The following is a 21,362-nucleotide window of genomic DNA, read 5'->3' as shown; positions in this document are numbered from 1 at the left end:
GTTCCTCCTCACCCGCCCGCGTACATCAACTACGCGGCGTGGCGAGGGTAGCCGGCCGGTCGTGTTACCGAAGTGTGGGTGCCGCGTCCTCGATCAACTCGGTGAGGTGGGCCAGCAGCCGCGGGGTGGTGAGGGGGGCGATGGTCACTTCGCCGTGGCGTCGAAGTTGGACGCAGTGGCCGGCGGAGCCGTGGTGGAAGCCGATCACCCAGCGGCCACGGCGCTCGCGGCCGTCCGGGTCGCGGGCGGTGACGCCGAGCTGGCCGACGCGCGTGATGTCGGAGCACATGACGACCAGCGCGCGCGTGTCGATCACCGCGACGCCGTAGTCGACCAGGCGGTCCGCGAGCGTCCACAGCTCGCCGTCGGTGGCTTCGCGTCGGGCGCGGTCGAGCAGGTCGGCGGGGACGTTCACCGGGCGCGCCCTGGCCGGGGTCAGCGGCCCGACCATCTCGACCAGCGCGGACGGCAGCCGCGGTCCCGGCACCGGGCCGAGCGCGATCCGGCCGTGGGGAGCGCCGGCGAGGACGGCCAGCACGCCGTGCTCCCGGTCCGCCGCGCCGAGCGCGACCAGCTCGCCGCGCGGGTCGGCCAGGCGCAGGTCGTAGAGCTTGGGTGCGGTGGCCAGTAGGCGAAGGGCGCCGGCGAGTGCGGGCGTCGGGCCGCGAGCGTCGGCGAGGCCCCGGTCGGCGAGCTCGGCGAGGGCGTCGCGGTGCAGGCGGCTGCGTTCGGTGGGGGTGCGGCCGGGGGGTCGCAGCGCGAACGCCAGCGGCGTGTCACCGAGCCCGAGCGCGTCCCAGCAGGCCAGGAACTCGACCACGCGCAGCCCGTCAGCGAACATCGCCCGGCCCGATCACCGGCGTGATGACGTCGTCGAACACGACCCGGAACGGCTCGTCGTCCAGGATGAACACGTTGTTGCGGTGCTCGCGCTCCTCGCGGTTGGGCACGCCGCCCATGCCGCCGAGCGGGCCGGGCTGCATGCCGCCGGGTCCTCCCGGGCGCCCGCCCACGCCGGCCTCCGCGCCGCCCGCCGCCGCGGTGCCTCCCGGGAAGCGCCCGCCCGCCTCGGCGAGGCCGCCTGGCCGTGCGGGGAGCGGGCTCAGGCCGGAGCCGGGCGCGTGGCCGGGGCCCGGGTACCCGCCGATGAACGGTGCTGGCACGGCCGGTGCGGCGGCGGGCGGCGCGGGAGCGGACGGGGAGGGCACGTACCCGCCGCCTGGGACGGGCGCGAGCCCCGGCGTCCCACTCGGGGGCGGGGGCAGCGGCGAGAAGGTGTTGTTCTGCGGCGTGGTCGTCGAGTCGCCGCCGGGCGGTGGCGCGCCGGGCGTGTCCGTCCCGCCTGTTGAACCGGTTCCACCGCCGGACGCGGGCGGTGACATCGCACCCGTGCCGCCGCCCGTGCCAGTCCCCGCCGCGGTGCCCCACCGTCCGCGCCGGAGCGACCGGACGCCGCCGGCACGGTGATCGCACCCTGGTAAGCGGTGAGCGCGGTGCGAGCTGTGTCTTCGTGGCGGCGCAGCGCGTCGTTCGCGGCCTGGTCGGCGGCGCGGTGGGCGGCCAGCCGCTTGCTGTAGTCGGACTGCACGCCGAACGTCGACCCGAACATGTCGTTGAACTCGCGGCCGAGCTCGTCGGCGGCCCTGCCCCAGAAGCCGTTCTCCCCGACGCTCGGCGCGGTCGGAATGGCGTTCTTCGTGACGTTGAACGACTCGCCGTACTGCTGCGAGGAGTCCCCGCCCCTCCTGCCGGGGACGGACGTGCCCGCGAGCGAGGCCGCCGCCTGGTTGACGGCGTCGCCGGCCGCGCTGCTGGCGCTGCCCTGCCAGTCGTCGGCCAGCTTGCGTTGGATGAGGTTCTGGCCCACGTTCGCGTCGGACGCGGCAAAGTCCGCGCCAAGCTGCGCCAGCCCGCCCCCGAACCCGATCGCCGCCGCCCCACCCGGCCCGCTCTGCATCCACTGGTGCTTCTGCTCCAGCGGGAAGGCGTCATAGTTGAAGCACGGTATGGGCTCCATCGGCTACCGCTTCATCGTCCGCAACGTCGAGAGCATCGCCCCCGCGAGCCGCATGGCGTTGTCACACGCCATCTTCCGATTCATCCCCGGCACGTCGTGAGACTCGTTGGAGTAGGTAGCGTGCAATGCCTGGCCGGGCGCAACGTCGACCATCACCCCGCAGAAGTAGTCCGGGTCCGAGCCCGGTGCGGTTGTAGTGGTCGCGGCGAATCCGTCAACCGACCGCGGTCGTTCGGCGCCCAACGCTTGGTCGGCGCCATGGTTGAGTACGGCACCGCTGGTCCAGCCGTTATCCGGATGGAAACCAAAGGCCCGCCAAAGACAGGACGGACCCTGGTTCGGACCTGAGGACTGCACCACCGGGCTGCCTGATGCGATGTTGAACTGGCGTTTCTGGTCGTTAGTGAGCAACGAGCAGGGGTTCACGTCGTCCAGGCGCAGCTCAATCGGACGTGGCGGCAACGCTGGTCGAGCCGGCGGTGGTGGCGTGGCCGGTGGCGGCGCTGGGCTACCACAGCCAGCGGCACCGGCCATCATCAGCGCCCCGACCAGCGCCATCAGCTTGAACGTCCTCACCGCATGCCCTTCGGGAACGTGTCGCTCGGTATTACGGCCGGCATCCGTTGTGCGGATGCCGGCCTCGCAGGTGGTGGCGCGGCTTGCGGCTCGGCTCGTGGGATCGGGGTCGGCTGGTAGACGAACTTCGAGAAATCGAACGCGGCACTGATCTCTGCCTCCGACTTGCCGTACGCCCGCGCAGCGTCGGTGAGCCGTTGTGCGACCCGGTCCAGGTTCTCGACCTCAGCCTTGCATCTGGCTAGCAACCGCTGGGTAGCGTCGGTGAAGCCACCTGCGGCATGTGGTGACACCGGATCTCCGCCGAGCTTCGGCATGGTGCCGCCGCTGGTGTTGTTCCGGAAGTTGGCAATCGAGGCTTGTAGGCGGGCGACTTCTTCGGCGATCACGGAGTAGATGGACAGGACGTTCGCGGGCGTGACTTTCAGGCCCAGGTTGTCGTACTTCGCTGCCCACGCTGATGCGTCCGGTCCCTGCTGGCCGGCCAGCGCTCGCGTGCCAAGGCCGTCGATCCCCGCCACAGGGCATGACGATAGGACGTCTAAGCGACGGGGCGTGGGCGAACGTCAGATATTCGTCGCGATCGTAAACTCGCCGTGGCGGACAGCGGTCACGAACGCCTGCCACTCGGTGGCGGAGAAGCGGAGGATCGGCCCGGCGACGGCTTTGGTGTCACGGACCAGCACGGAGCGGTTCGGCGGGACTGCCACTTCGACGCAGCTGTCGTTCCCGCCGCTGTGGCTGCTCTTGAACCACCGGTGCAAGGCCCGGGCTCCCTCCGCCCCTCATGATCAGCGCCCCATGGCGGCCTCCTTGATGATACGCAAGGATCGCTCGGGGCTCTCTGCTGCTGCGCGCAGGAAGTCGAAGGCGTCCAGCATGCGCTGCTTCTCGACGGGGTCTTCGATCTCCGGGTTCGTGGTGAGCCCGTTCCCAAACACCAGCGGCTCGGCGTCGTCAAAGCGCAGGATGGTGAATAGACAGGTCACAGCCGGGTGCGCGCCGGCATCGAACGGCAACACCTGGACGTCGATGTTCGGCCGCTCGGTCAGTTCGGCGAGGTGCTTGAGCTGCGCGCGGAGCACGTCACCGCCGCCTATCTCGCGGCGCAGTGCACCCTCGCTCATGATCGACCACAGCCGCAGCGGCTCCTCCTCGGCCAGTGCTTCCTGCCGATCCAGTCGCATCTGCACGCGGCGCTCGATCTCCTCATCGTCAGCGTCAAGCCTTGCCCCGCGCATGATCGCTCGGGCGTATGCCGAGGTCTGGAGCAGTCCGCACACCACCTCCATCTGGAACTCGTTGACCTCGTCGGCCTCCGCCTCGAACGGGATGTAGTTGCCGCCGAGGACGTCGCGGTACGGCTCCCACCAGCCCTTCACCTTTGCCGCCTTCACCAGGTCGACCAGTGCGTCGGACACCTCGGGCTCGGCGCCGAGCAAATAGCTGAGCAACTGCACGTCCCTGACCAGGATCGGACTCTCACCCGTCTCCACCCGGCTGACCTTGCTGGGCGACCACTCCATCACGGTCCCCACGTCTTCGAGCGTCTTGCCGGCCTCAGTCCGCAACCGCCGCAACTCCAGCCCAACCCGCCGCTGAGCAATAGACAACCGTGGCTTCGGCACCGGCTCTCCTAGATCGTGAGACGCAGACCACAATCATGTCCCAAGCAAACCCCCAACAGCAAACCAAAACCCCGCAAGTTGCAAAATCTTGATTTGCGCGAACGGTTCCGCCGAACCACCCTCAGCCAGCCACCCACCCGCCCTCACGAACCGCGAACGTCACCGCAGTCGGCCGCCCCTACCCGTCCAGCTCCTCCAACCACCGTTGGACCTCCGATGCGGCCTCGTCATCCCCGGCCTGTATGTAAAGGTCGATGGCTGACAGCCACACATGCCGAGCCAGGTCCCGATGGTCAAGCACCGCATACGCGATCCCGAGGTGTTGCCGCGCCATTGCTTCGCTGTGCCGGTCCCCTGTCTCGGCGAAGAGGTCGATAGCTCGTTCGTGGGCGGTGATGGCGTCATCGAACCGGTGCACGTCCTGCAGTGTTTGCCCGAGGCTGCCCCACGCTTGCCCTTCGCCGTGCCGGTCACCGATTTCGGTGAGGAGGTCGCGAGCATGTGTGTGGGCGGCGATGGCGTCGTCGAACCGGCGTGCCTGCCGTAGCGCGTTCCCGAGGTTGTTCGACGCCTGCGCTTCGCTGTGCCGGTCACCGGTCTCAGCTAGGAGATCGCGAGCATGTGCGTGGGTGATGATGGCCTCGTCGAACCGACGCACCTTCCGGAGTGCGAGCCCCAGGTTGTTCCATGCCTGCGCTTCACCCCGCCGGTCACCGACTTCGGCGTGGAGGTCGCGAGCGCGTTCGTGGGCGGCGATGGCGTCATCGAACCGGCGTACCTCCTGCAAGGCGTTCCCGAGGTTGTTCCACGCTACGGGGGCGAAGATTGTGTGAGTGGCAAGGTGGCTGGCCTGCACAGCCGCCGTGGCTATGGTGACCAGATCTTCGAGCGCCCGCGTTCGGTGAAGGACCGGGGCCAGGTTGGAGGCGAGGCGGATTGCGTCGTCGGGGTGGGTATCGGCGGCCTGGACCACGGTGGCTACCAGTCCGGCTCTTTCGTCCAGCACCCAGCCCATCGCCTCGCGCGCGGTATCGAATCCATAGGGCACCTGCTGCCCGGGTAGGGCGATGAACCGTTGTCCGGCGAGGTCGGCGGTGTGCCCGTAATAGGCCAGGATCCGGGCGAACCCGGTGGCTCGCTCCTGTCGGTCGAGGTGACCTTGGGCGTAGAGCCGGATCAGGTCGTGCATTCCCCATCGGCCCGGTTTCCCCGGGTGTGTGGGTTGTGGGGTGAGCAGGTGCGCTCGGCACAGCGCCCGCAATCCCGCGCGCACCGCTGGCGGTGGTCGGTCGGTGACTGCGGCGGCGACCGCGAGGCTGACGTCGGTGCCGGGTACTGCTGCCAGCAGGCGGAACAGCCGTGCCTGGGGTTGGTCGAGCCGGCGGTGGGACAGGTCGAACGCTGCCCGCACAGCCCACCGCGGGCCGTAGTCGAGCGCGGCCAGCCGGTGCTTCTCGTCGGCCAGTTCGTCCGCCAGCTCGGACAGCGGGCGGTCGGGCTCGTCGGCGGCCAGCGCGGCCACGATCCGCACTGCCAACGGCAACCCGCCACACAATCGCATCAGGCGGTCCGCTGCTGCGGGGTCGGCGGCCACCCGCTCATCGTGTGGGAGCCGAACGGCAACTGCCACCGCCAGCAGTTGTACCGCCGCCGGCGGGTCCAGCACATCCAGGTCGACCCAGTGCGTCCTGGGCAGCTCGCCCAAGGTGTCCCGGGAGGTGATCAGCACACGGTGTGGTCCCGGGCCGCGCGGCAGCACCATCTCCGCCTGTCGGGGATCGGCAACGTTGTCCAGCACCAGCAGTACTGGTCGGCCAGCGTCGGAGAGGTGGTCGAGCAGTTGGTGGTAGACGGTGGCCTGCTCAGACTCGCTGGCCGGAACCTGCTCGGCGGCCACACCCAGGCCGCGCAGCAGCGGTGCCCACAACTGCGCGGGTGACACCGCTTCGTCGGGGTCATAGCCATGCAAATCCGTCAACAGCACTCGGCCCGGGAACCACCCGCGCGCCACGGCCGTTCGCGCCGCGGCCTGCGCCAACGCCGATTTCCCCACCCCGGGCAACCCGGCCACCGCCACCACCGACGCCGCATCGAGCAGGTCGAGCACGGTGGTCAGTTCGTCAGTGCGGCCGACGAAGGCTTCATCGGCATCGGAGTCGGTCCGTACGGTGTGCACCACAGCCGTGGCGCGTCGCGTGGCCATATTGATGTTTGCCGTGACGCTGATGTCACCACCAGCCGTGACGTTCGACAAGCTCACGCCCGGATCGGTCGCGGTAGGAGCGGGCTGGCCTACCGCACCGAAGGGTCCGATCCGCCCGCGCTTACCTCGCCGATCACGATCCCGCCCGCAACATCGAGATCCTCGCCCCGCACACCGGTACCGGCGGACTCGACCTTCCGGATCTCCACGAACCTGGCCTTCACCCGCCGCAGATCAACCCCGACGACACCCGCCGCGTCCGGCGCATGCTCGGCAACCGCATCCGCCACCGCCCGCGCGGCGGCAAGCACCTCGTCATCCACCACGCCCGAACTCAGAGTCTCCTCCAACGCCGCGCGCTGGATCGACGACTCAGGCTTCGCCTCCACCCCGGACACGTCCACCTGGCGCCGGGCCAACAACGCCTTCAGCCCCGTATATGCGTCCTTCACCGCCTGCGACGCGACGTCCTTCATCCCCGCCGACGCGCCCAACACCACCGTGTCGACGACCAGCGACACCGGATCCACGGCGTTAGCCGATGCGGCGGACGATGCCCACCACGATGCCCGTGATGACCAACCAGGCGATCGCCGCGATGCCGTAGTTGACCGCGGTGGTCAGCTTCGGTGAGAGCTGTGTGAACAGGTCGGTAAGGCCCAGCGAGAACATGTTCGCGCCGTCCCTGATGAAGGTGGCGAACGAGTTCGACGCGTTGGCGTCGAAGGCGGTGAGCAGGATGTGGATCACCAAGATCGCCACGATGACCAGGCCGATAACGCGTAGCACCGTTGCCACCACGCCGAATGCCCTGCGTGTCCCGGCAGTTGCCACGAGTCGGTCCTCCTCGGCTCAAGACATAGCACCGGCGAGCCACCGGATGGCAGCCATCGTGGCATGTTGTTGATCGCTCCGAAAGGTCATTGGAGGGCACGGTCGGGTCACGTCATCGTGTTGCGCCCAACACCCGGCCCGGGGGCGTGCCTTGCCGGCACCGGGCACGGCGGCTAGTGTCGGCGTCCGTGGCACGCCTGCTCCTTCGCCGCCGCGGCGGGGTCTGACCGACCGGCCCCTCGTCGCGGGTCCTGGCGCGTGCCGGTCGAGTCCGTATCAGTGACCACCGGTAACCAGGAGTAACCCACGATGACGTCCGTGCCCACCAACGACGCCGGCCATGTAGGCAGCCGCCTGCGCCAACCCACCGGCCCGATCCCGTCCGGCCAAGCGCCGTGGAACCCGCAGCGCACCAGCCAGATGCCCTACGGCAGGTACAAGCCGTTCCACGAGTTCGTCGAGCCCGTCTCCCTGCCCGACCGCACCTGGCCGGACACCCGGATCACCAAGGCCCCGCTGTGGTGCGCGGTCGACCTGCGCGACGGCAACCAGGCGCTGATCGACCCGATGTCCCCGGCCCGCAAGCGGCGGATGTTCGAGCTGCTGGTGCGCATGGGCTACAAGGAGATCGAGGTCGGCTTCCCGGCCGCGAGCCAGACCGACTTCGACTTCGTCCGCGAGATCATCGAGCAGGACCTCATCCCGGACGACGTCACCATCCAGGTCCTGACCCAGGCCCGCACCGAGCTGATCGAGCGCACCTTCGAGGCGTGCGAGGGCGCGCCGCGCGCGGTCATGCACCTGTACAACTCCACGTCGATCCTGCAGCGGCGGGTGGTGTTCCGCGCGGACCGCGCCGGCGTGCAGCGGATCGCCACCGACGGCGCCGAGGACGTCGAGCGGTTCAGCGAGAAGTACCCGGACACGGACTGGCGGTTCCAGTACTCGCCGGAGTCGTACACCGGCACCGAGCTGCAGTACGCCGTGGACGTGTGCAACGCCGTGTCCGCGATCTGGCAGCCGACGCCGGACAACCCGATGATCGTGAACCTGCCGGCCACCGTGGAGATGGCCACCCCGAACGTCTACGCCGACTCCATCGAGTGGATGCACCGGCACCTGGACCGCCGCGACGGGATCATCCTGTCGCTGCACCCGCACAACGACCGGGGCACCGCCGTGGCCGCCGCCGAGCTGGGCTACCAGGCCGGCGCGGACCGGATCGAGGGCTGCCTGTTCGGCAATGGCGAGCGGACCGGGAACGTCGACCTGGTCACGCTGGGCATGAACCTGTTCAGCCAGGGCATCGACCCGCAGATCGACTTCTCGGACATCGACGAGATCCGCCGCACCGTGGAGTACTGCAACCAGCTGCCGGTGCACGAGCGGCACCCGTGGGGCGGCGACCTGGTGTACACGGCGTTCTCCGGCTCGCACCAGGACGCGATCAACAAGGGCTTCGACGCCATGAAGGTGGACGCCGCCGAGGCCGGGGTCGACGTGGACGACTTCCGCTGGGAGGTGCCGTACCTGCCGATCGACCCGAAGGACATCGGGCGCAACTACGAGGCCGTGATCAGGGTCAACTCGCAGTCCGGCAAGGGCGGCGTGGCGTACGTGATGAAGGCCGAGCACGGGCTGGACCTGCCGCGCCGGCTGCAGATCGAGTTCTCCCGGGTGGTGCAGCAGCGCACCGACTCCGAGGGCGGCGAGGTCAGCCCGACGGTCATGGGCGAGATCTTCGAGACCGAGTACTTCATGCCGGCCACGCCGCTGCTGCTGGCCCGGCACCGGCTGACCAACGACGGCGAGGGCCGGGACGAGATCGTCGCGGTGGTTCGGGTCGAGGACACCGAGCACGAGATCACCGGGTCTGGGAACGGGCCGATCGCCGCGTTCGTGGACGCGCTGGCCGGGGTGGGGTTCGACGTGCGTGTCCTGGACTACCACGAGCACGCCATGTCCGCCGGCGACGACGCCAGGGCCGCCGCGTACGTGGAGTGCGCGATCGGCGAGCACACGCTGTGGGGTGTGGGCGTGGACAGCTCCATCGTCACGGCGTCACTTCGCGCCGTAGTGTCCGCCGTGAACCGCGCCATGCGCTGACGTACCCGTGAGTGGTTAGCGTTGTCATAGCAACGCTAACCACTCACGGGTTCGCGCCATGGGGGCAGCCCTACGGTTGGTGGGCCGGCCAGCTCCAGTGACGACCCGGTGGTTGTCGGCGATGCTGGCCGGGTGGTGATCTTCGGTCGGGTTGTCGCCGCGGGTGCGGTGGTTGTTCTGTGCGCGCTGTCCGTGGCGTGCGCGGGGCCGGAGCGCGGTGAGGTCGTGTCCGTGACCAGGGTCGACGAGATCGGCGCGGACAAGGTGGCCGGTTATCTGCGGGCGGCCCGGCTGGATCCGTCGCGCGCGAGGTACGGCGTGGTCGCGGAACGCATCGAGTACCGGACGGTCGGTCCGCGCGGCGAGGCGACGACCGCGAGCGCGTTGGTCGCGTACCCGGTCGGCGCCCGCGACCCGGTCGGGACGGTGTCGTGGACGCACGGCACCACGATCTTTCGCGGGAACGTCGCGTCGGTCAGCGCGACGGACTCCACGCGCGCGCTGGCGGCGCTGTTCGCTTCGGCCGGGTATCTCACTTCCGCGCCGGACTATCTGGGGATGGGCACCGGTCCTGGCCAGCATCCCTATCTCGACGTCGACTCCGAGGCCTCGGCGTCGCTGGACGCGCTGCGTGCCGCTCGGGCGGTGGCCCGCCGCGACGGGATCCGGGTCGGGAACAAGGTGATGGTCAGCGGGTTCTCCCAGGGTGGGCCGGCGGCGATGGCGCTGGCCCGCGACATCCAGGCGCGCTGGGATCCGGACATCGAGCTTGCCGCGCTGGCCCCGGTCAGCGGGCCGTACCAGCTCAGCGCCACGTTGGCCACGGCGCTCGACGGGCGAATCGAGTACGCGACGGCGTACCTGTCGTACTTCACGGTGGCCTGGAACCGCCTGCACCACCTCTACGACGCGCCCGCCGAGGCCTTCCGCGACCCGGCGACCGCCGAGCTGTTCGACGGCAACCACCCCGACAAGGAGGTGTTCGGCAGGCTGTCGCCGGCGGTCTCCGACGTCCTGACCCCCGCGTACATCGAGCGGCTGCGGCGGCCCACCGGCGGGTTGCGGGACGCGCTCGCCCAGGCGGACTCGACGTGTCACTGGCGTCCGCGGGTTCCGGTGCACCTGTTCGTGACCAACGCCGACCGGGCCGTCCCGCCGTCGAACTCGACCGAGTGCGCGCGGCAACTGACCGGCCTGCAGGCCCGCGCCGAGGTCACCGACATCGGCGCCGCCGGGCACCTCGACTCCGCGGGCCTCAGCGCGCCCAGGGTCCTGGCGGTGTTCGACGCCGCCGCATGAGCTTTCTCGGACCCAACCCCTGGCGCTTGTGCGCGGTCGTTCGTCACGACGCCTTCGACCTTGGGGGAAGCTGTGACGGGTTTGATCATCGCGCTGGTTGTGGTGCTGGTGCTGGTTGTCGTGGTGGTCGGGATCTACAACGGGCTGGTCAGGTCGCGCAACGCGTACCAGAACGCGTTCGCGCAGATCGACGTGCAGCTCACCCGGCGCCACGACCTGGTGCCGAACCTGGTGGAGACCGCGAAGGGGTACCTCAAGCACGAGCGGGAGACGCTGGAGGCGGTGATCCAGGCGCGCAACGCGGCGGTCACCGCGCAGGGCCGGGCCACCGAGAACCCCGGCGAGCCGGGGGCGATGCGCGAGCTGTCCGGGGCGGAGGGGGCGCTGACGCAGACGCTGGGGCGGCTGTTCGCGTTGACCGAGTCGTATCCGGAGCTGAAGGCGAACCAGAACATGATGCAGCTCTCCGAGGAGCTGACGTCGACGGAGAACCGGGTCGCCTTCGCCAGGCAGGGCTACAACGACTCGGTGATGGGCTACAACAACAAGCGCGAGGTGTTCCCGTCCAACGTCTTCGCCGGCATGTTCGGGTTCGCGCGGGCGGCGCAGTGGGAAGTGGAGTCGCCCGAGCAGCGCGACGCGCCCCGGTTCTCCTTCTAGCCCGATGGACTTCTTCGAGCGGCAGCGGCGGGTGCGGGCGGCCTCCCGCCGGCTGGTGTGGCTGTTCCTGCTGGCCGTGTTGGCGATCATCGCGGTGGTGGACGCGGCGGTCTACTACGGGCTCTCGCTCGGGGGTCAGCGGCCGGGGACCGTCGTGGTGCTGCTCGGGATGGTCAGCGTGGCCACCGGGCTGGTGATCGGGGTGACCTCGTGCGTGCGGACGTGGATGCTGCGCAGGGCCGGCGGCGGCAAGATCGCCAGGAACCTCGGCGGGGTGTACGTGCCGGAGGACACCACCGACCCGAAGCTGCGGCGGCTGCGCAACGTGGTGGAGGAGATCGCCATCGCGTCCGGGACGCCGGTGCCGGAGCTGTACGTGCTGCGCTACGAGCGGGGGATCAACGCGTTCGCCGCCGGGTGGTCGGCGTCGGATGCGGCGGTGGCTGTGACGCAGGGCGCGTTGGATCGGTTGAACAGGGACGAGCTGCAGGGGGTCGTCGCGCACGAGTTCAGCCACGTGGTGAACGGGGACATGCGGCTGAACACCCGGCTGATCGGGATCGTGTTCGGGATCCTGGCGTTGGCGGTGGTCGGGCGGGTCCTGATGTACGGCGGGCGGGGCGATCGGAAGGGGAACAACCCGATCGCGCTGGTGGCGCTGGCGGTGCTGATGGCCGGCTACGTCGGGGTGTTCTTCGGGCGGCTGATCAAGGCGGCGGTGGCCAGGCAGCGGGAGTACCTGGCGGACGCCTCGGCGGTGCAGTTCACCAGGCAGACGGCGGGGATCGCGGGGGCGTTGAAGAAGATCGGCGGGCTGGAGGAGGGGTCGAAGCTGCGGCACGGCAAGGCCGAGGACGTCAGCCACATGCTGTTCGGGGACGGGAGCCGGGGGGTCTCCTGGTTCGCGACGCACCCGCCGCTGGCGGAGCGGATCAAGGTCCTGGAGCCGTCGTTCGACCCGGCCGAGCTGGAGGAGCTGCGCACGCGTTGGGCGCGGCGGGTTCCGTCCGGGATGGACGAGGACCGGGTGCTGGGGATCCGGCCGGAGGCGGTGGTCTCTGCGGTGGGCGATCCGGGCGTCGAGGCGTACCGGCGGGCGGAGGAGATCCTCGCGGAGATCCCCGAGCCGTTGTTGGAGCGGGCGCGGCGGGTGGACACGGTGGTGCCGTTGTTGTTCGGGCTGCTGGTGTCCTCGGACGGGCAGCGCGCGGTGATCGCGGACCGGCATGGCGCGCCCCTTGCGTCGGCGGCCGGCGGTGAGGCCGATGCGGTGGCCCGGCTGGATCCGGCGCTTCGGTTGCCGCTGGCGCAGGTGGCGTTCTCCGCGCTGCGCCGGGTGGAGCGGGCGGAGCTGGAGCGGGTGCTCGGCACCGTGTCCGCGTTGATCCACGCCGACGGGACGGTGGACGTGTTCGAGTACTGCCTGTCCACGCTGTTGCACACGGAGCTGCATGAGCTGCTGTATCACCGGCCGCCGTGGGGCGCCCGGCCACAGCGCCTGGGGAGCGCGCGTCACAAGGTCGCGGCGCTGTTGGCGGCGTTGGCGGGGGTCGGCGGTCGGGACCGGGCGGCGGCCGAGGCGGCGTACCGCGCCGGGTTGGAGCGGGCGCACCCGGGGCATTGGATCCCGTACCGTCCGCCCGTTCCGGACATCGGCGTGCTGGACTCGGTGTGGGCGGTCCTGGACGGGCTGGACGTGCGGGACAAGGCGGTGCTGGTCCAGAGCGTGGTGCTGGTGATCGCGCACGACGGGGCGGTCACCGTGCGGGAGGCCGAGCTGCTGCGGACGGTGTGCGCGGTGCTGCACTGCCCGCTGCCGCCGATGGCGGCCGTGTCCGTCTAGACGCGGCGGGCGTTGTGGAACGGGAAGCTGGACATGTTGGAGATCTTGACCGGCTGGCCAGGCTCGGAGGCGTGCAGGATCTTGTTGTCGCCGATGTAGATGCCGACGTGGCTGACCGGGCTGTAGAAGAAGACCAGGTCGCCGGGCTTGAGGTCCTTGCGGTCCACCGGGGTGCCGAAGGTGGACTGGGCGGCCGCGACCCTCGGCGTGTTGATGCCCACCTGCTTGAACGCCCACTGGACCAGGCCCGAGCAGTCGAACGCGGACGGGCCGGTGGCGCCCCAGACGTACGGCACGCCGAGCTTCGTCCTGGCCTTCTCCAGCGCGGACTGGGCGGTCGGGCTGCCGCGCAGGATGAACGCCTCCTTGCGCGCGGCCTCCGCGGCGGCCGCTGCCTGGGCGGCGGCCATGTCCACGGACCGGGACAGGGCGGCGATCTGGGTGGCGTCGGTCTGGTGCAGGTCGGCGGCGATCACGGTGCCGCCCTTGGACGCCGCCTTCTCGACGGCGGGGACGACGGCGGTGGCCTCCGCCGGTTGCGCGGCGGGCGCGGCGGGCACGGCGGCGGGTTGGGCGGCTGGCACGGGGGCGGACGCGGGCCGGGCGGCGGGTGCGGACGGGGAGGCGGTCAGCGCGACCGGCTGCACCGGCGGGCTGACCATCGGCTGGGTGTCGCTCGGCTTGGCCGGGGCCGCGGTGTTGGCGGCCGGGATCGCGGCGAACGCGCCGGTCATGCTCGCGGCCGCTCCCGCGCCCACGGCGGTGGCCGCGACCAGGGAGAACGCCGAGAACGGGCGGTCCGACGGGGTCCGGGGCGACGGGATCGTGGGTGCCGAGGACGGCCGAGATGGCCGAGTCGGCCGGCTCGGGCGGCCGGAACGCGCCCGGGACGCCCGCTCGAGCAGCTCGCTGACCGGTCGCCCGGTCGAACGCCCACCACGACCTGCGCTATGTGCGCCCATCTGTTGTAACCTCCGCGCCCGCACACCGGCCGCTGGGGAGACCGGCACGCGCCCGCCCCTCGTGCTGAACGGGCGCCAGGGGGAAAGCCGGCGGGCGGGGGATCGGACCGGCCAGGCGCACCAGCCGGCGAGACGCCGACCAGCCGGGTATGACCGTAACCATTTCGAGACGGGCGATGGTTGCTCTCTGCGCCGACCGGTCGCCTGATAACGGCGGATGCCCGACTCATCCGTTTGCCAGTCGTCCCTCTAACGAGTGATGCGACGAATGCAGGACAACTCTCGGTGAGTGGTTCTCAGACCCGTCCGCCCCGGCAGGCGTTGGCCAGCCGGTCGTACTCCTGGCGTTGCCAGCCCTCGCCGGCCGGCCGCCGGCCGAGCGCGAGTATCTGGTCGTCGACGCCGGCCACCAGGCGGTAGGTGACCACGTCGACGGCGGTCTCCAGCCAGGACTCCGTGTTCGTGGACGGCGCGCCGGGGCCCAGCGCGGTCTCGAACCAGGCCGGGAACAGCAGGTCGTCGCGGACCGCCGCGTCCAGCCGCGCGCGGATGGTGGCCACCAGGTCGGCGCGCGCCCGCTCGCCGTGCTGGACCTTCGGCAGCGCGCCGTCGTTGCGTTCGGTCGCCGCGTCCAGCTCGGTGCGGGCCTGGCCGGCGGCGGCGAGCGCTTCGGGGAGCTCCGCCCCGGCCCGCTTGCGGGCGGACACCGCCGCGTTCCACGCCTCGACGGCCCCCTTCCAGGCGTCGGCGTCGGCGGGGTCCAGCTCGGTTACCGACCGGGCGGCGGCCAGCGCGGCGGCCCGCTGCTCGCTCATGGTCGCGCGCAGCTCGTCCGGCCGCCCGATCACGGCCAGCCACTCGTCGCGGCGCCGCTCGTCCAGGAGGCCGGCGCGGGCGTCCTGGCCGGTGCGGACCTCCTCGGCCCGCTCGGCGCAGCCCGCCGGCCAGTGGTCGAAGTCCGCCACCGCGATCGTCCCGCCGGTGCGGAACCGCCGCTCCAGCAGCCGGATCCGGTCCGCGAGGCCGTCCACCGCGTACCCCACGTCGTCGGTCTCCGAGGCGACCTCGTCCAGCGCCACCCGCAGCCGGCGCACCTCCTCGGCCAGCGCCTCCGGGTGCTGGCCCTCCAGGGCGTCCAGCCGGCCGGTGACCTCCTTGAGCTGCGTCGCGAGCGGCTTACGCATCGGTGACCTCGCCGCTGGTCAGGTCCGGTACCGGGCCGGTCAGCGTGGACAGCGCGATGGCCGCGAGCGCTGCCGGGATCGCCCCGAGCAGGAACCAGCCGGAGACCAGCGCGGCGGCCACCACCAGCGCCAGCGCCGCCAGCCCGACCACCCCGGCGGTGAACCGCTCGGGCGGGGTGCCGCCGCTGTCCGGACGGTTCCGGTCACCCGCCGCCCGCACCGCCAGCCACCCGCCGAGGACCAGCAACGGCAGCACCATCAGCGTCAGCCAGGGGTCGATCCACCCGACCACCACCCCGGCCAGGGCCACCACGGCCGCGGAAGTGAGGCCGATGCCGAGCCAGCGGATGCGCGGCGCGTACCTGTCGTGCACCACGTGGTACTGGTGCAGCCGGATCGCGTCGCGGCCCTCCACGGCCACCCGCATCAGGCCGTTGACCTCGGCGAACGCGTTGTCCTGCCGCTGTGAACGATCGATCCGGTCCAGCGCGGCCGCCAGGCGCCGCTGCCGATCGCGCAGCTCGGTGAGGAGGGGAGAAGAATCGTCCACGTGGCTCCTCCGGGACGCGTAGGCGCCGCCGGGTCAATACCGGCAACGAATACGGACTGTGTCCGGAGCGTAACCACGTGCACCGGCCAGTCCGTGGGAAATGAGTATCAGGTCACCGATACGGCTTAGTCGCCGGGGGTTCCTGCCGTCACGACCCGCAACCGTCCGCGTCCTTGCCCTCACCGTCCGTAGCACAATGACCGGGTGGCCGACGACGACTTTTACGCGGTCTGGCTGGACAACGTCGCCCGGGTCAGCCGGCCGAAGTTCTTCGCGATGCTGCTGCGCCGGGCGGGGGTGGAGCTGGACGGTGCGCTGCTGCCGCTGCTCGTCCTGGTGGAGATGCTCGGGCCGATCGGCGTGACCGAGCTGGCCGAGCGCGTCGGGCTGACCCATTCGACGGTCAGCCGCGAGCTGGCGAAGCTGGAGCGGCAGGGCCTGATCAGCCGCCGGCCCGCACCGCACGACCAGCGGAGCAGCCACGCGGTGGTGACTGAAGCCGGCGAGCGGACGGTCGCGGCCATCAACGCCGCACGGCGGGCGCTGCTCGACGACGTGTTCGACGGCTGGACGGCGCAGGAGCGGGCGGTGTTCGCCCGCCTGTACCGCCGCTTCGCCGACTCCGTGTACGAGCAACTGGAGCGCTGACCGCTCCTGTCACGCGCGCGGCTTTGGCCCGCACACCCGGTTCGTGCCCCGCACACCTGCTCCAGCGCGTGTGCGGCGTACGAAGTGGGTGTGCGAGCACGTCAGCGGCCCGCGCGAGCTGGGCGGCGTGACTGGGCGGCCAGGACGAGGAGGCCGGCTAGGAGCCAGGTCAGGGCTACTAGTTGGGCGGTGTGGTGGGCGCCGGCTAGGACGGCGAGGATTACGGCTGCGCCTAGGAGCGGCACGATCAGGTGCCACGCCGACGCCGCGGCACGCTTGCGTACCACGAAGTAGCCGATGACCGACGCGTGCAGCAGCGTGAACGCCGACAGCGCGCCGACGTTGACCACCGAGGAGAGCAGGTTCAGCCCGTCCGGCATGGCCGCCGCGCCCGCGCCCACCACCACGGTGAACCCGGCGATCACCAGCGTGGCCCGGCCGGGGCTGCCGCTGCGCTCGGAGACGGCGGCCAGCCCGCGCGGCAGCCGGCCGTCGCGCGCCATGCCGAACAGCAACCGGCTGGCCGCGGCCTGCGCCACCATCGCCGCGAACGCCGCGCCGGTGCCCTTCGCCGTGGCCAGCGCCGTGGACAGCAGCCAGGACACCTCGGTACGGACCAGGTCGTAGTACGCGGTGCCCTGCGACTCGGAGTTGGCGGCGTACTCGGCCGGCGTGACCGGCGTGACCAGCGCCCCCAGGTACGCCAGCGCCACCAGCAGCGCGCCGCAGACCAGCAGGCAGACCAGCGTGGCCCTGCCGACCAGCTTGGGGTCGCCGGCGTTGTCCTCGGCGAACGACGCGATCCCGTCGAACCCCAGGAACGACAGCACCGCCACCGAGGCCGCCGTGATCACCCCGCCGACCGCGAACCCGCCGTACCCGACCAGCGGGGACAGCGCGGGGCGGCTGGCGCCGTGGGTGGCCAGCACGGTGATCAGGCTGACGATCACGGCGGCCATCACGACCAGCTCGATGCAGAGCACCACGATCGTCACCTTCGCGGCGATCCGGACGCCGGCCAGGTTGAGCGCGGTCGTGATCGTCACCGACAGGACGGTGAACACCCATGCGGGCACCGGCTGGAAGATGGAGTGCAGCGCGATGCCCACGAACAGGTGCGCGAGCGCGGGTATCAGCAGGTAGTCGAGCATGAGCATCCAGCCGGCGATGAAGCCGGTGCGCGGCCCGATGCCCGCTCCCGCGTAGGCGAACACCGACCCGGCGTGCGGCACCGCCTTCGACATCCATACGTACGCCATGGCGGTGAACGCGATCGCCACCGTAGCCACGATGTAGACCAGCGGTACCGTGCCGCCGCTCAGCGCGTCCAGCGTGCCGAACACGACGACGACGGCGCCGGGGCCGACGAAGATCATGCCGTAGGCCACCAGCTCGCGCAGGCCCATGGTGCGGCCAAGCCGTTCGGTTCCGGTTCCGGTTCCCGGTGATGTGGCCATCCGTCCCCCTCGGTTCACCCGTGCACATCGTGCGAGATGCGGGCGTCGGCGACAAGGTCAGCTTTCGGCGACCTCGGCGGGGAGCCAGCCTCGGCGGGTCAGCTCGGCGATCAGCTCGTGGTACGGCTGGTCGAACCGGCCGGCGGTGGTGGGGCGCGGGTCGATGGTCGCGCGGATGCGGACCATCTCGGCGGCCACCTCCGCCGGCGCGCGGCCCGGGGTGGCGGCCAGCACCGCCATGCCCAGCGCGGGCTCGGCGCTGGCCGGCAGCTTCACCGGGCGGCCCAGGATGTCCGCGCGCAGTTGGCACCAGTATTCGCTGCTCGCGCCGCCACCGGTGAGCAGCAGGTCGCCGTCGGTCGGGGCGCCCAGCGAGGCCAGGTAGGCGAAGCACAGCCGTTCGATGTATCCGACGCCGTGCAGCATCGCCGCGTACAGCTCGGCGTCCTCGCGCGGGTCGCCCAGCACGAACGCCTCCGCGTCCGGGGCGACGAACGGGAAGCGCTCGCCGCGCGCCGAGGCCAGGGGGTAGGCGCGTACGTCCGTGTGTTCGTACATTTGCGCCCCGGCGGCCAGTCGGGAGAGGTCGGCGCCCGGGAAACGGCGGGCGATCGCGCCGGCACCGGTGCTGGACGCGCCGCCGGGCAGCCAGCGCCCGTCCGGCGCCTTGTGCGAGTAGACGACGCCGAGCGGGTCGGCCAGCAGCTCGCCGGTGACGCCCTTGAGCACGAGCGTGGTGCCCAGCACGGAGTTCCAGCTGCCCTCGGCCAGCGCGCCGGCGCCGAGCTGGGCGGCACAGCCGTCGGTGCAGCCGGCGACCACCGGGGTGCCCGCCGGCAGGCCCGTCGCCTCGGCCGCCTCGGGGCAGACGGTGCCGATCGGGGTGCCCGGCCTGACCAGCTCCGGCAGCAGTCCTGGCGGCACGTCGAGCTCATCGAGCACATCGGATGGCCAGCGCTCGTCGATCAGGTCGGCGCCGGTCTTGAGCGCGTTGGACAGGTCGGTCGGGACGGGTCCGCCGACCAGCGCGCGGTTGATCACGTCGGCCTGGTGGGCGAGGCGGGCGCCTTGGGCTGGCTCGGGATGCTCGCGCAGCAGCCAGAGCAGCTTGGGCAGCGCCCAGGCCGGCTGCATGCGGCGGTATCCGAGCGCGGACCAGAGCCGGGCGCCGGCCTCGTTGACCCGATCCAGCTCGCCGGTCGCCCGGGTGTCGTCGTACATCAGCCCGGGCGTGAGCGGGTGGCCATCCGCCTCGCTGACCAGCAGAACCGTGCCCGACGTACCGTCCACCGCAACGCCACAGACCGACCGTCGGTCTAGCTTTGAGAGCGCCGATCGGCACGCCGCCCGTACCGCCGGCCACCACGAACCCGGGTCCTGCTCGTGGCGGGCGCCGTCGCGGTGGCTGGCCAGCGGCGCCGTCCCGGACCCGAGCACGGCGCCGTCGTCGGACACGGCGAGCACCCGCACGCTCTGCGTGCCCAGGTCGATGCCCACCCAGACCCGCGAGCTCATGCTCATGCCGTCCTCCCGAGTGGCCACCGCGAACGGGCCACCCACCCGTCCGGCCCGGACACCACGAGCACCAGCTCGTCGAGCGTGTCAGCGACCGGCAGCAGCGGATCGACCCGGCGCAGGATATCGGCGTGGTCGGCCGGCGGCGCGTCGAGCGCGAGCGTGACGTGGGCCGGGGCGTCCGGGAACCTGCCGCCGTACGGGACCAGCTCCGGCCACCGCTGCCGCACCGCGCCGACCAGCGCGTCCACCGGTTCGACCGGCTCCGGCGCGATGTACACCAGGTTGCCGCGCACCCGACACGCGGTGAACCGGACGGCGATGGGTACGGCCCGCTCGGCGATCCGGGCGCAGGCGTTCAGTGTCGCGGGACCGAGCTGTGCGGCCGGGACGAACGGGTAGAGCACCGTGAGATGGGCGGGCAGGCCGGCCCGAACGGTGGCCGGATGACCCTCGGCAACCCTGCTGAGCAGCGGATCCGCGGCGGGGACCGGCAGCAGCAGGGCGGTTCGGTCGGGGCGGGACACCCGCATGTGATAGCAGATACGGTGCGCCTCGTGCTCGCTATCAAGATCCTGGGCCGGTATCCCCTTGCAGTAACGTGACGGATGCGATGGCTGAGGCAACGGCGCAGGCGACGGCGCAAGCGGTGGATCTTGCTGCCGTCGTCGCCCGCGAGATAGAGCCCCATCTCGGCGCGCTGACCACCGAGATGGTGAACATCTTCTTCCAGGTGATCCCCGCGCTGCGCAGCGAGGACGAGGACATCCGCGAGCTGCTCTACGCCAGCTCGTTCTCCAACGTGGCCACCGCCACCAACGTCTTCGTGCACAGCATCCCGATCGACCAGATCGACCTGCCGGCGGCCGCCGCGCACTACACCAGGCGGCTGGCGCAGCGGGACGTGCCGGTGGAGGCCCTGCTGCGGGCGTACCGGCTGGGCGAGGGCGTCTACCTGCAGTGGTGGTTCCGGCTGGTGGAGCGGCACCAGCCGGACGCGAAGCTGCTGATGGAGGTCGTGTACTACACGGCGCACATCGCGACCGCCTACATCGACCGGGTCTGCGAGCACCTGGTCGCGGTCTACGACGACGAGCGCAAGCTGTGGACGCAGCGGGCCGCCGCCACCCGCGCGGTCCAGGTGCGCACCGCGCTGTTCGACGAGGACCTGAGCGCGTCGACCGCCGAGGCGATCACCGGCTACCGGATGCAGGGCGAGCACATCGGGCTGGTGGCCTGGTCCTCGGCCTCGCACAGCGGCCGGGAGCTGGAGTCCACCGCGCAGGTCATCGCCACTGCGTCCGGTCAGCAGCCGCTGGCCGTGCTGGCCGACGACCGCACGCTGTGGGCCTGGGTGTCCGGGCCGACCACCGCCAAGGTGGACCCCGCCGCGCTGGCCGACGAGCTGGCGCGGCGCGGCTCCGGGGTGCGGATCGCGCTGGGCAGCCCCGCGGTCGGCCTGACCGGGTTCCGCGCCTCCCACCACGAGGCGCTCAACGCCCAGCGGGTGGCCACCATCCGGGGCGAGGCGGCCCCGTCGGTGACCGCGTTCGCCGAGGTGGCCGCGTCCGCGTTCCTGGCCAAGGACCTGCGCTCGGCGCGCCGCTGGGTGTCCGACGTGCTGGGCGGGCTCGCGGTGGACGACCCCGGGATGGCCGAGCTGCGCAAGACCGTGCTGTCCTTCCTGCGCACCGGCGCCAGCCTCACCGAGGCCGCGACCGAGCTGCACCTGCACAAGAACACGGTGCGCTACCGGCTGCGCAAGGCCGAGGACATCAGGGGCCGGCCCACCGCCGAGGGGCGGGTGGACCTGGAGATCGCCCTGTTGGCCTGCGAGCAGCTCGGCCAAGGCGTGCTGATCCAGACCGGCCTGTAGCGGC

General features: G+C 71.4%; 22 protein-coding genes. 6 read left to right on the top strand and 16 right to left on the bottom strand.

Annotated features, from left to right (window positions below):
- Positions 1–64: 64 nt before the first annotated feature.
- From N912_RS60920 to N912_RS0131745, 10 genes are all read right to left on the bottom strand, one after another.
- A complete protein-coding gene (locus N912_RS60920) occupies positions 65–841 on the bottom strand; it encodes an ESX secretion-associated protein EspG (RefSeq protein ID WP_028925569.1) in 777 nt (258 codons plus the stop codon).
- Positions 831–1,013, bottom strand: coding sequence for a hypothetical protein (locus tag N912_RS63945; RefSeq protein WP_156994172.1), 183 nt, complete (start codon positions 1,011–1,013; stop codon positions 831–833). Before N912_RS63945 ends, N912_RS60920 begins: the two co-directional genes overlap by 11 nt.
- 89 nt (positions 1,014–1,102) lie before the next feature.
- The gene (locus tag N912_RS63940) at positions 1,103–2,017 is read right to left on the bottom strand and encodes a hypothetical protein (RefSeq protein ID WP_156994171.1); all 915 of its coding nucleotides are present in this window, start codon (positions 2,015–2,017) and stop codon (positions 1,103–1,105) included.
- A 3-nt stretch (positions 2,018–2,020) separates the two neighbouring features.
- The gene (locus N912_RS62545; RefSeq protein ID WP_084211378.1) at positions 2,021–2,593 is read right to left on the bottom strand and encodes a DUF3558 family protein; all 573 of its coding nucleotides are present in this window, start codon (positions 2,591–2,593) and stop codon (positions 2,021–2,023) included.
- On the bottom strand, positions 2,590–3,114 hold the full coding sequence (locus N912_RS0131770; RefSeq protein ID WP_028925566.1) for a PE domain-containing protein: 525 nt from the start codon (positions 3,112–3,114) through the stop codon (positions 2,590–2,592). The genes N912_RS62545 and N912_RS0131770 overlap by 4 nt, the downstream gene beginning before the upstream one ends.
- Positions 3,115–3,159: 45 nt before the next feature.
- Positions 3,160–3,357 carry a DUF397 domain-containing protein gene (locus N912_RS0131765; RefSeq protein ID WP_028925565.1) on the bottom strand — a complete coding sequence of 66 codons (198 nt, stop codon included), beginning with the start codon at positions 3,355–3,357 and terminating at the stop codon, positions 3,160–3,162.
- Between the two features lie 27 nt (positions 3,358–3,384).
- Positions 3,385–4,221, bottom strand: a complete 837-nt coding sequence (locus tag N912_RS55960; RefSeq protein WP_037067559.1) for a helix-turn-helix domain-containing protein — start codon at positions 4,219–4,221, stop codon at positions 3,385–3,387.
- 178 nt (positions 4,222–4,399) lie between these two features.
- On the bottom strand, positions 4,400–6,481 hold the full coding sequence (locus tag N912_RS55955; RefSeq protein WP_051581084.1) for a tetratricopeptide repeat protein: 2,082 nt from the start codon (positions 6,479–6,481) through the stop codon (positions 4,400–4,402).
- A gap of 32 nt (positions 6,482–6,513) precedes the next feature.
- Positions 6,514–6,954 (bottom strand): hypothetical protein, encoded by a 441-nt coding sequence (locus N912_RS60910; RefSeq protein WP_051581083.1) that lies wholly within the window; start codon positions 6,952–6,954, stop codon positions 6,514–6,516.
- Between the two features lie 4 nt (positions 6,955–6,958).
- Positions 6,959–7,213, bottom strand: coding sequence for a hypothetical protein (locus N912_RS0131745; RefSeq protein ID WP_245645543.1), 255 nt, complete (start codon positions 7,211–7,213; stop codon positions 6,959–6,961).
- A 354-nt stretch (positions 7,214–7,567) separates the two neighbouring features.
- Here N912_RS0131745 and leuA point away from each other — a divergent pair, with 354 nt between their 5' ends.
- The 4 genes from leuA to N912_RS0131725 all read left to right on the top strand — a co-directional run bounded on the left by leuA (position 7,568) and on the right by N912_RS0131725 (position 13,166).
- Positions 7,568–9,364 carry a 2-isopropylmalate synthase gene (gene leuA, locus N912_RS0131740; RefSeq protein ID WP_051581082.1) on the top strand — a complete coding sequence of 599 codons (1,797 nt, stop codon included), beginning with the start codon at positions 7,568–7,570 and terminating at the stop codon, positions 9,362–9,364.
- 132 nt (positions 9,365–9,496) lie between these two features.
- Positions 9,497–10,663, top strand: coding sequence for an alpha/beta hydrolase family protein (locus tag N912_RS0131735; RefSeq protein ID WP_028925562.1), 1,167 nt, complete (start codon positions 9,497–9,499; stop codon positions 10,661–10,663).
- A 72-nt stretch (positions 10,664–10,735) separates the two neighbouring features.
- Positions 10,736–11,323, top strand: a complete 588-nt coding sequence (locus N912_RS0131730) for a LemA family protein (RefSeq protein ID WP_037067557.1) — start codon at positions 10,736–10,738, stop codon at positions 11,321–11,323.
- 4 nt (positions 11,324–11,327) lie between these two features.
- Positions 11,328–13,166: a M48 family metallopeptidase gene (locus tag N912_RS0131725; protein ID WP_028925560.1), complete on the top strand. Its 1,839-nt coding sequence runs from the start codon at positions 11,328–11,330 to the stop codon at positions 13,164–13,166.
- Here N912_RS0131725 and N912_RS65970 read toward each other — a convergent pair.
- From N912_RS65970 to N912_RS0131710, 3 genes are all read right to left on the bottom strand, one after another.
- Entirely contained in the window at positions 13,163–14,128 is a 966-nt protein-coding gene (locus tag N912_RS65970; protein ID WP_245645542.1) for a C40 family peptidase, read from the bottom strand. The two genes, N912_RS0131725 and N912_RS65970, sit on opposite strands and share 4 nt — an antisense overlap.
- Positions 14,129–14,424: 296 nt before the next feature.
- A complete protein-coding gene (locus N912_RS60900) occupies positions 14,425–15,312 on the bottom strand; it encodes a hypothetical protein (protein WP_051581080.1) in 888 nt (295 codons plus the stop codon).
- Entirely contained in the window at positions 15,305–15,862 is a 558-nt protein-coding gene (locus tag N912_RS0131710; protein ID WP_028925559.1) for a hypothetical protein, read from the bottom strand. The genes N912_RS60900 and N912_RS0131710 overlap by 8 nt, the downstream gene beginning before the upstream one ends.
- Before the next feature lie 204 nt (positions 15,863–16,066).
- On the opposite strand from N912_RS0131710, the gene N912_RS0131705 reads away from it, so the two are divergent.
- A complete protein-coding gene (locus N912_RS0131705; RefSeq protein ID WP_028925558.1) occupies positions 16,067–16,510 on the top strand; it encodes a MarR family winged helix-turn-helix transcriptional regulator in 444 nt (147 codons plus the stop codon).
- Between the two features lie 101 nt (positions 16,511–16,611).
- Here N912_RS0131705 and N912_RS0131700 read toward each other — a convergent pair whose 3' ends face one another.
- Genes N912_RS0131700 through N912_RS55935 form a run of 3 tightly spaced genes read right to left on the bottom strand, consistent with a single transcriptional unit; the run spans position 16,612 to position 20,009 of the window.
- On the bottom strand, positions 16,612–17,967 hold the full coding sequence (locus tag N912_RS0131700) for an APC family permease (protein ID WP_028925557.1): 1,356 nt from the start codon (positions 17,965–17,967) through the stop codon (positions 16,612–16,614).
- Between the two features lie 57 nt (positions 17,968–18,024).
- Positions 18,025–19,488 (bottom strand): FGGY-family carbohydrate kinase, encoded by a 1,464-nt coding sequence (locus N912_RS0131695; RefSeq protein ID WP_028925556.1) that lies wholly within the window; start codon positions 19,486–19,488, stop codon positions 18,025–18,027.
- The gene (locus N912_RS55935) at positions 19,485–20,009 is read right to left on the bottom strand and encodes a 2'-5' RNA ligase family protein (RefSeq protein WP_169747994.1); all 525 of its coding nucleotides are present in this window, start codon (positions 20,007–20,009) and stop codon (positions 19,485–19,487) included. The genes N912_RS0131695 and N912_RS55935 overlap by 4 nt, the downstream gene beginning before the upstream one ends.
- An 86-nt stretch (positions 20,010–20,095) precedes the next feature.
- Here N912_RS55935 and N912_RS0131685 point away from each other — a divergent pair, with 86 nt between their 5' ends.
- Positions 20,096–21,358 (top strand): PucR family transcriptional regulator, encoded by a 1,263-nt coding sequence (locus N912_RS0131685; protein WP_037067544.1) that lies wholly within the window; start codon positions 20,096–20,098, stop codon positions 21,356–21,358.
- Positions 21,359–21,362 lie beyond the last annotated feature (4 nt).

Origin of the sequence: Actinospineispora acaciae DSM 45401 (assembly GCF_000620785.1) — a bacterium.
GTDB classification, from domain to species: domain Bacteria; phylum Actinomycetota; class Actinomycetes; order Mycobacteriales; family Pseudonocardiaceae; genus Pseudonocardia; species Pseudonocardia acaciae.
Note: the sequence above shows the minus strand (reverse complement) of the source record. Positions and strands in the feature narration are given on the sequence as shown.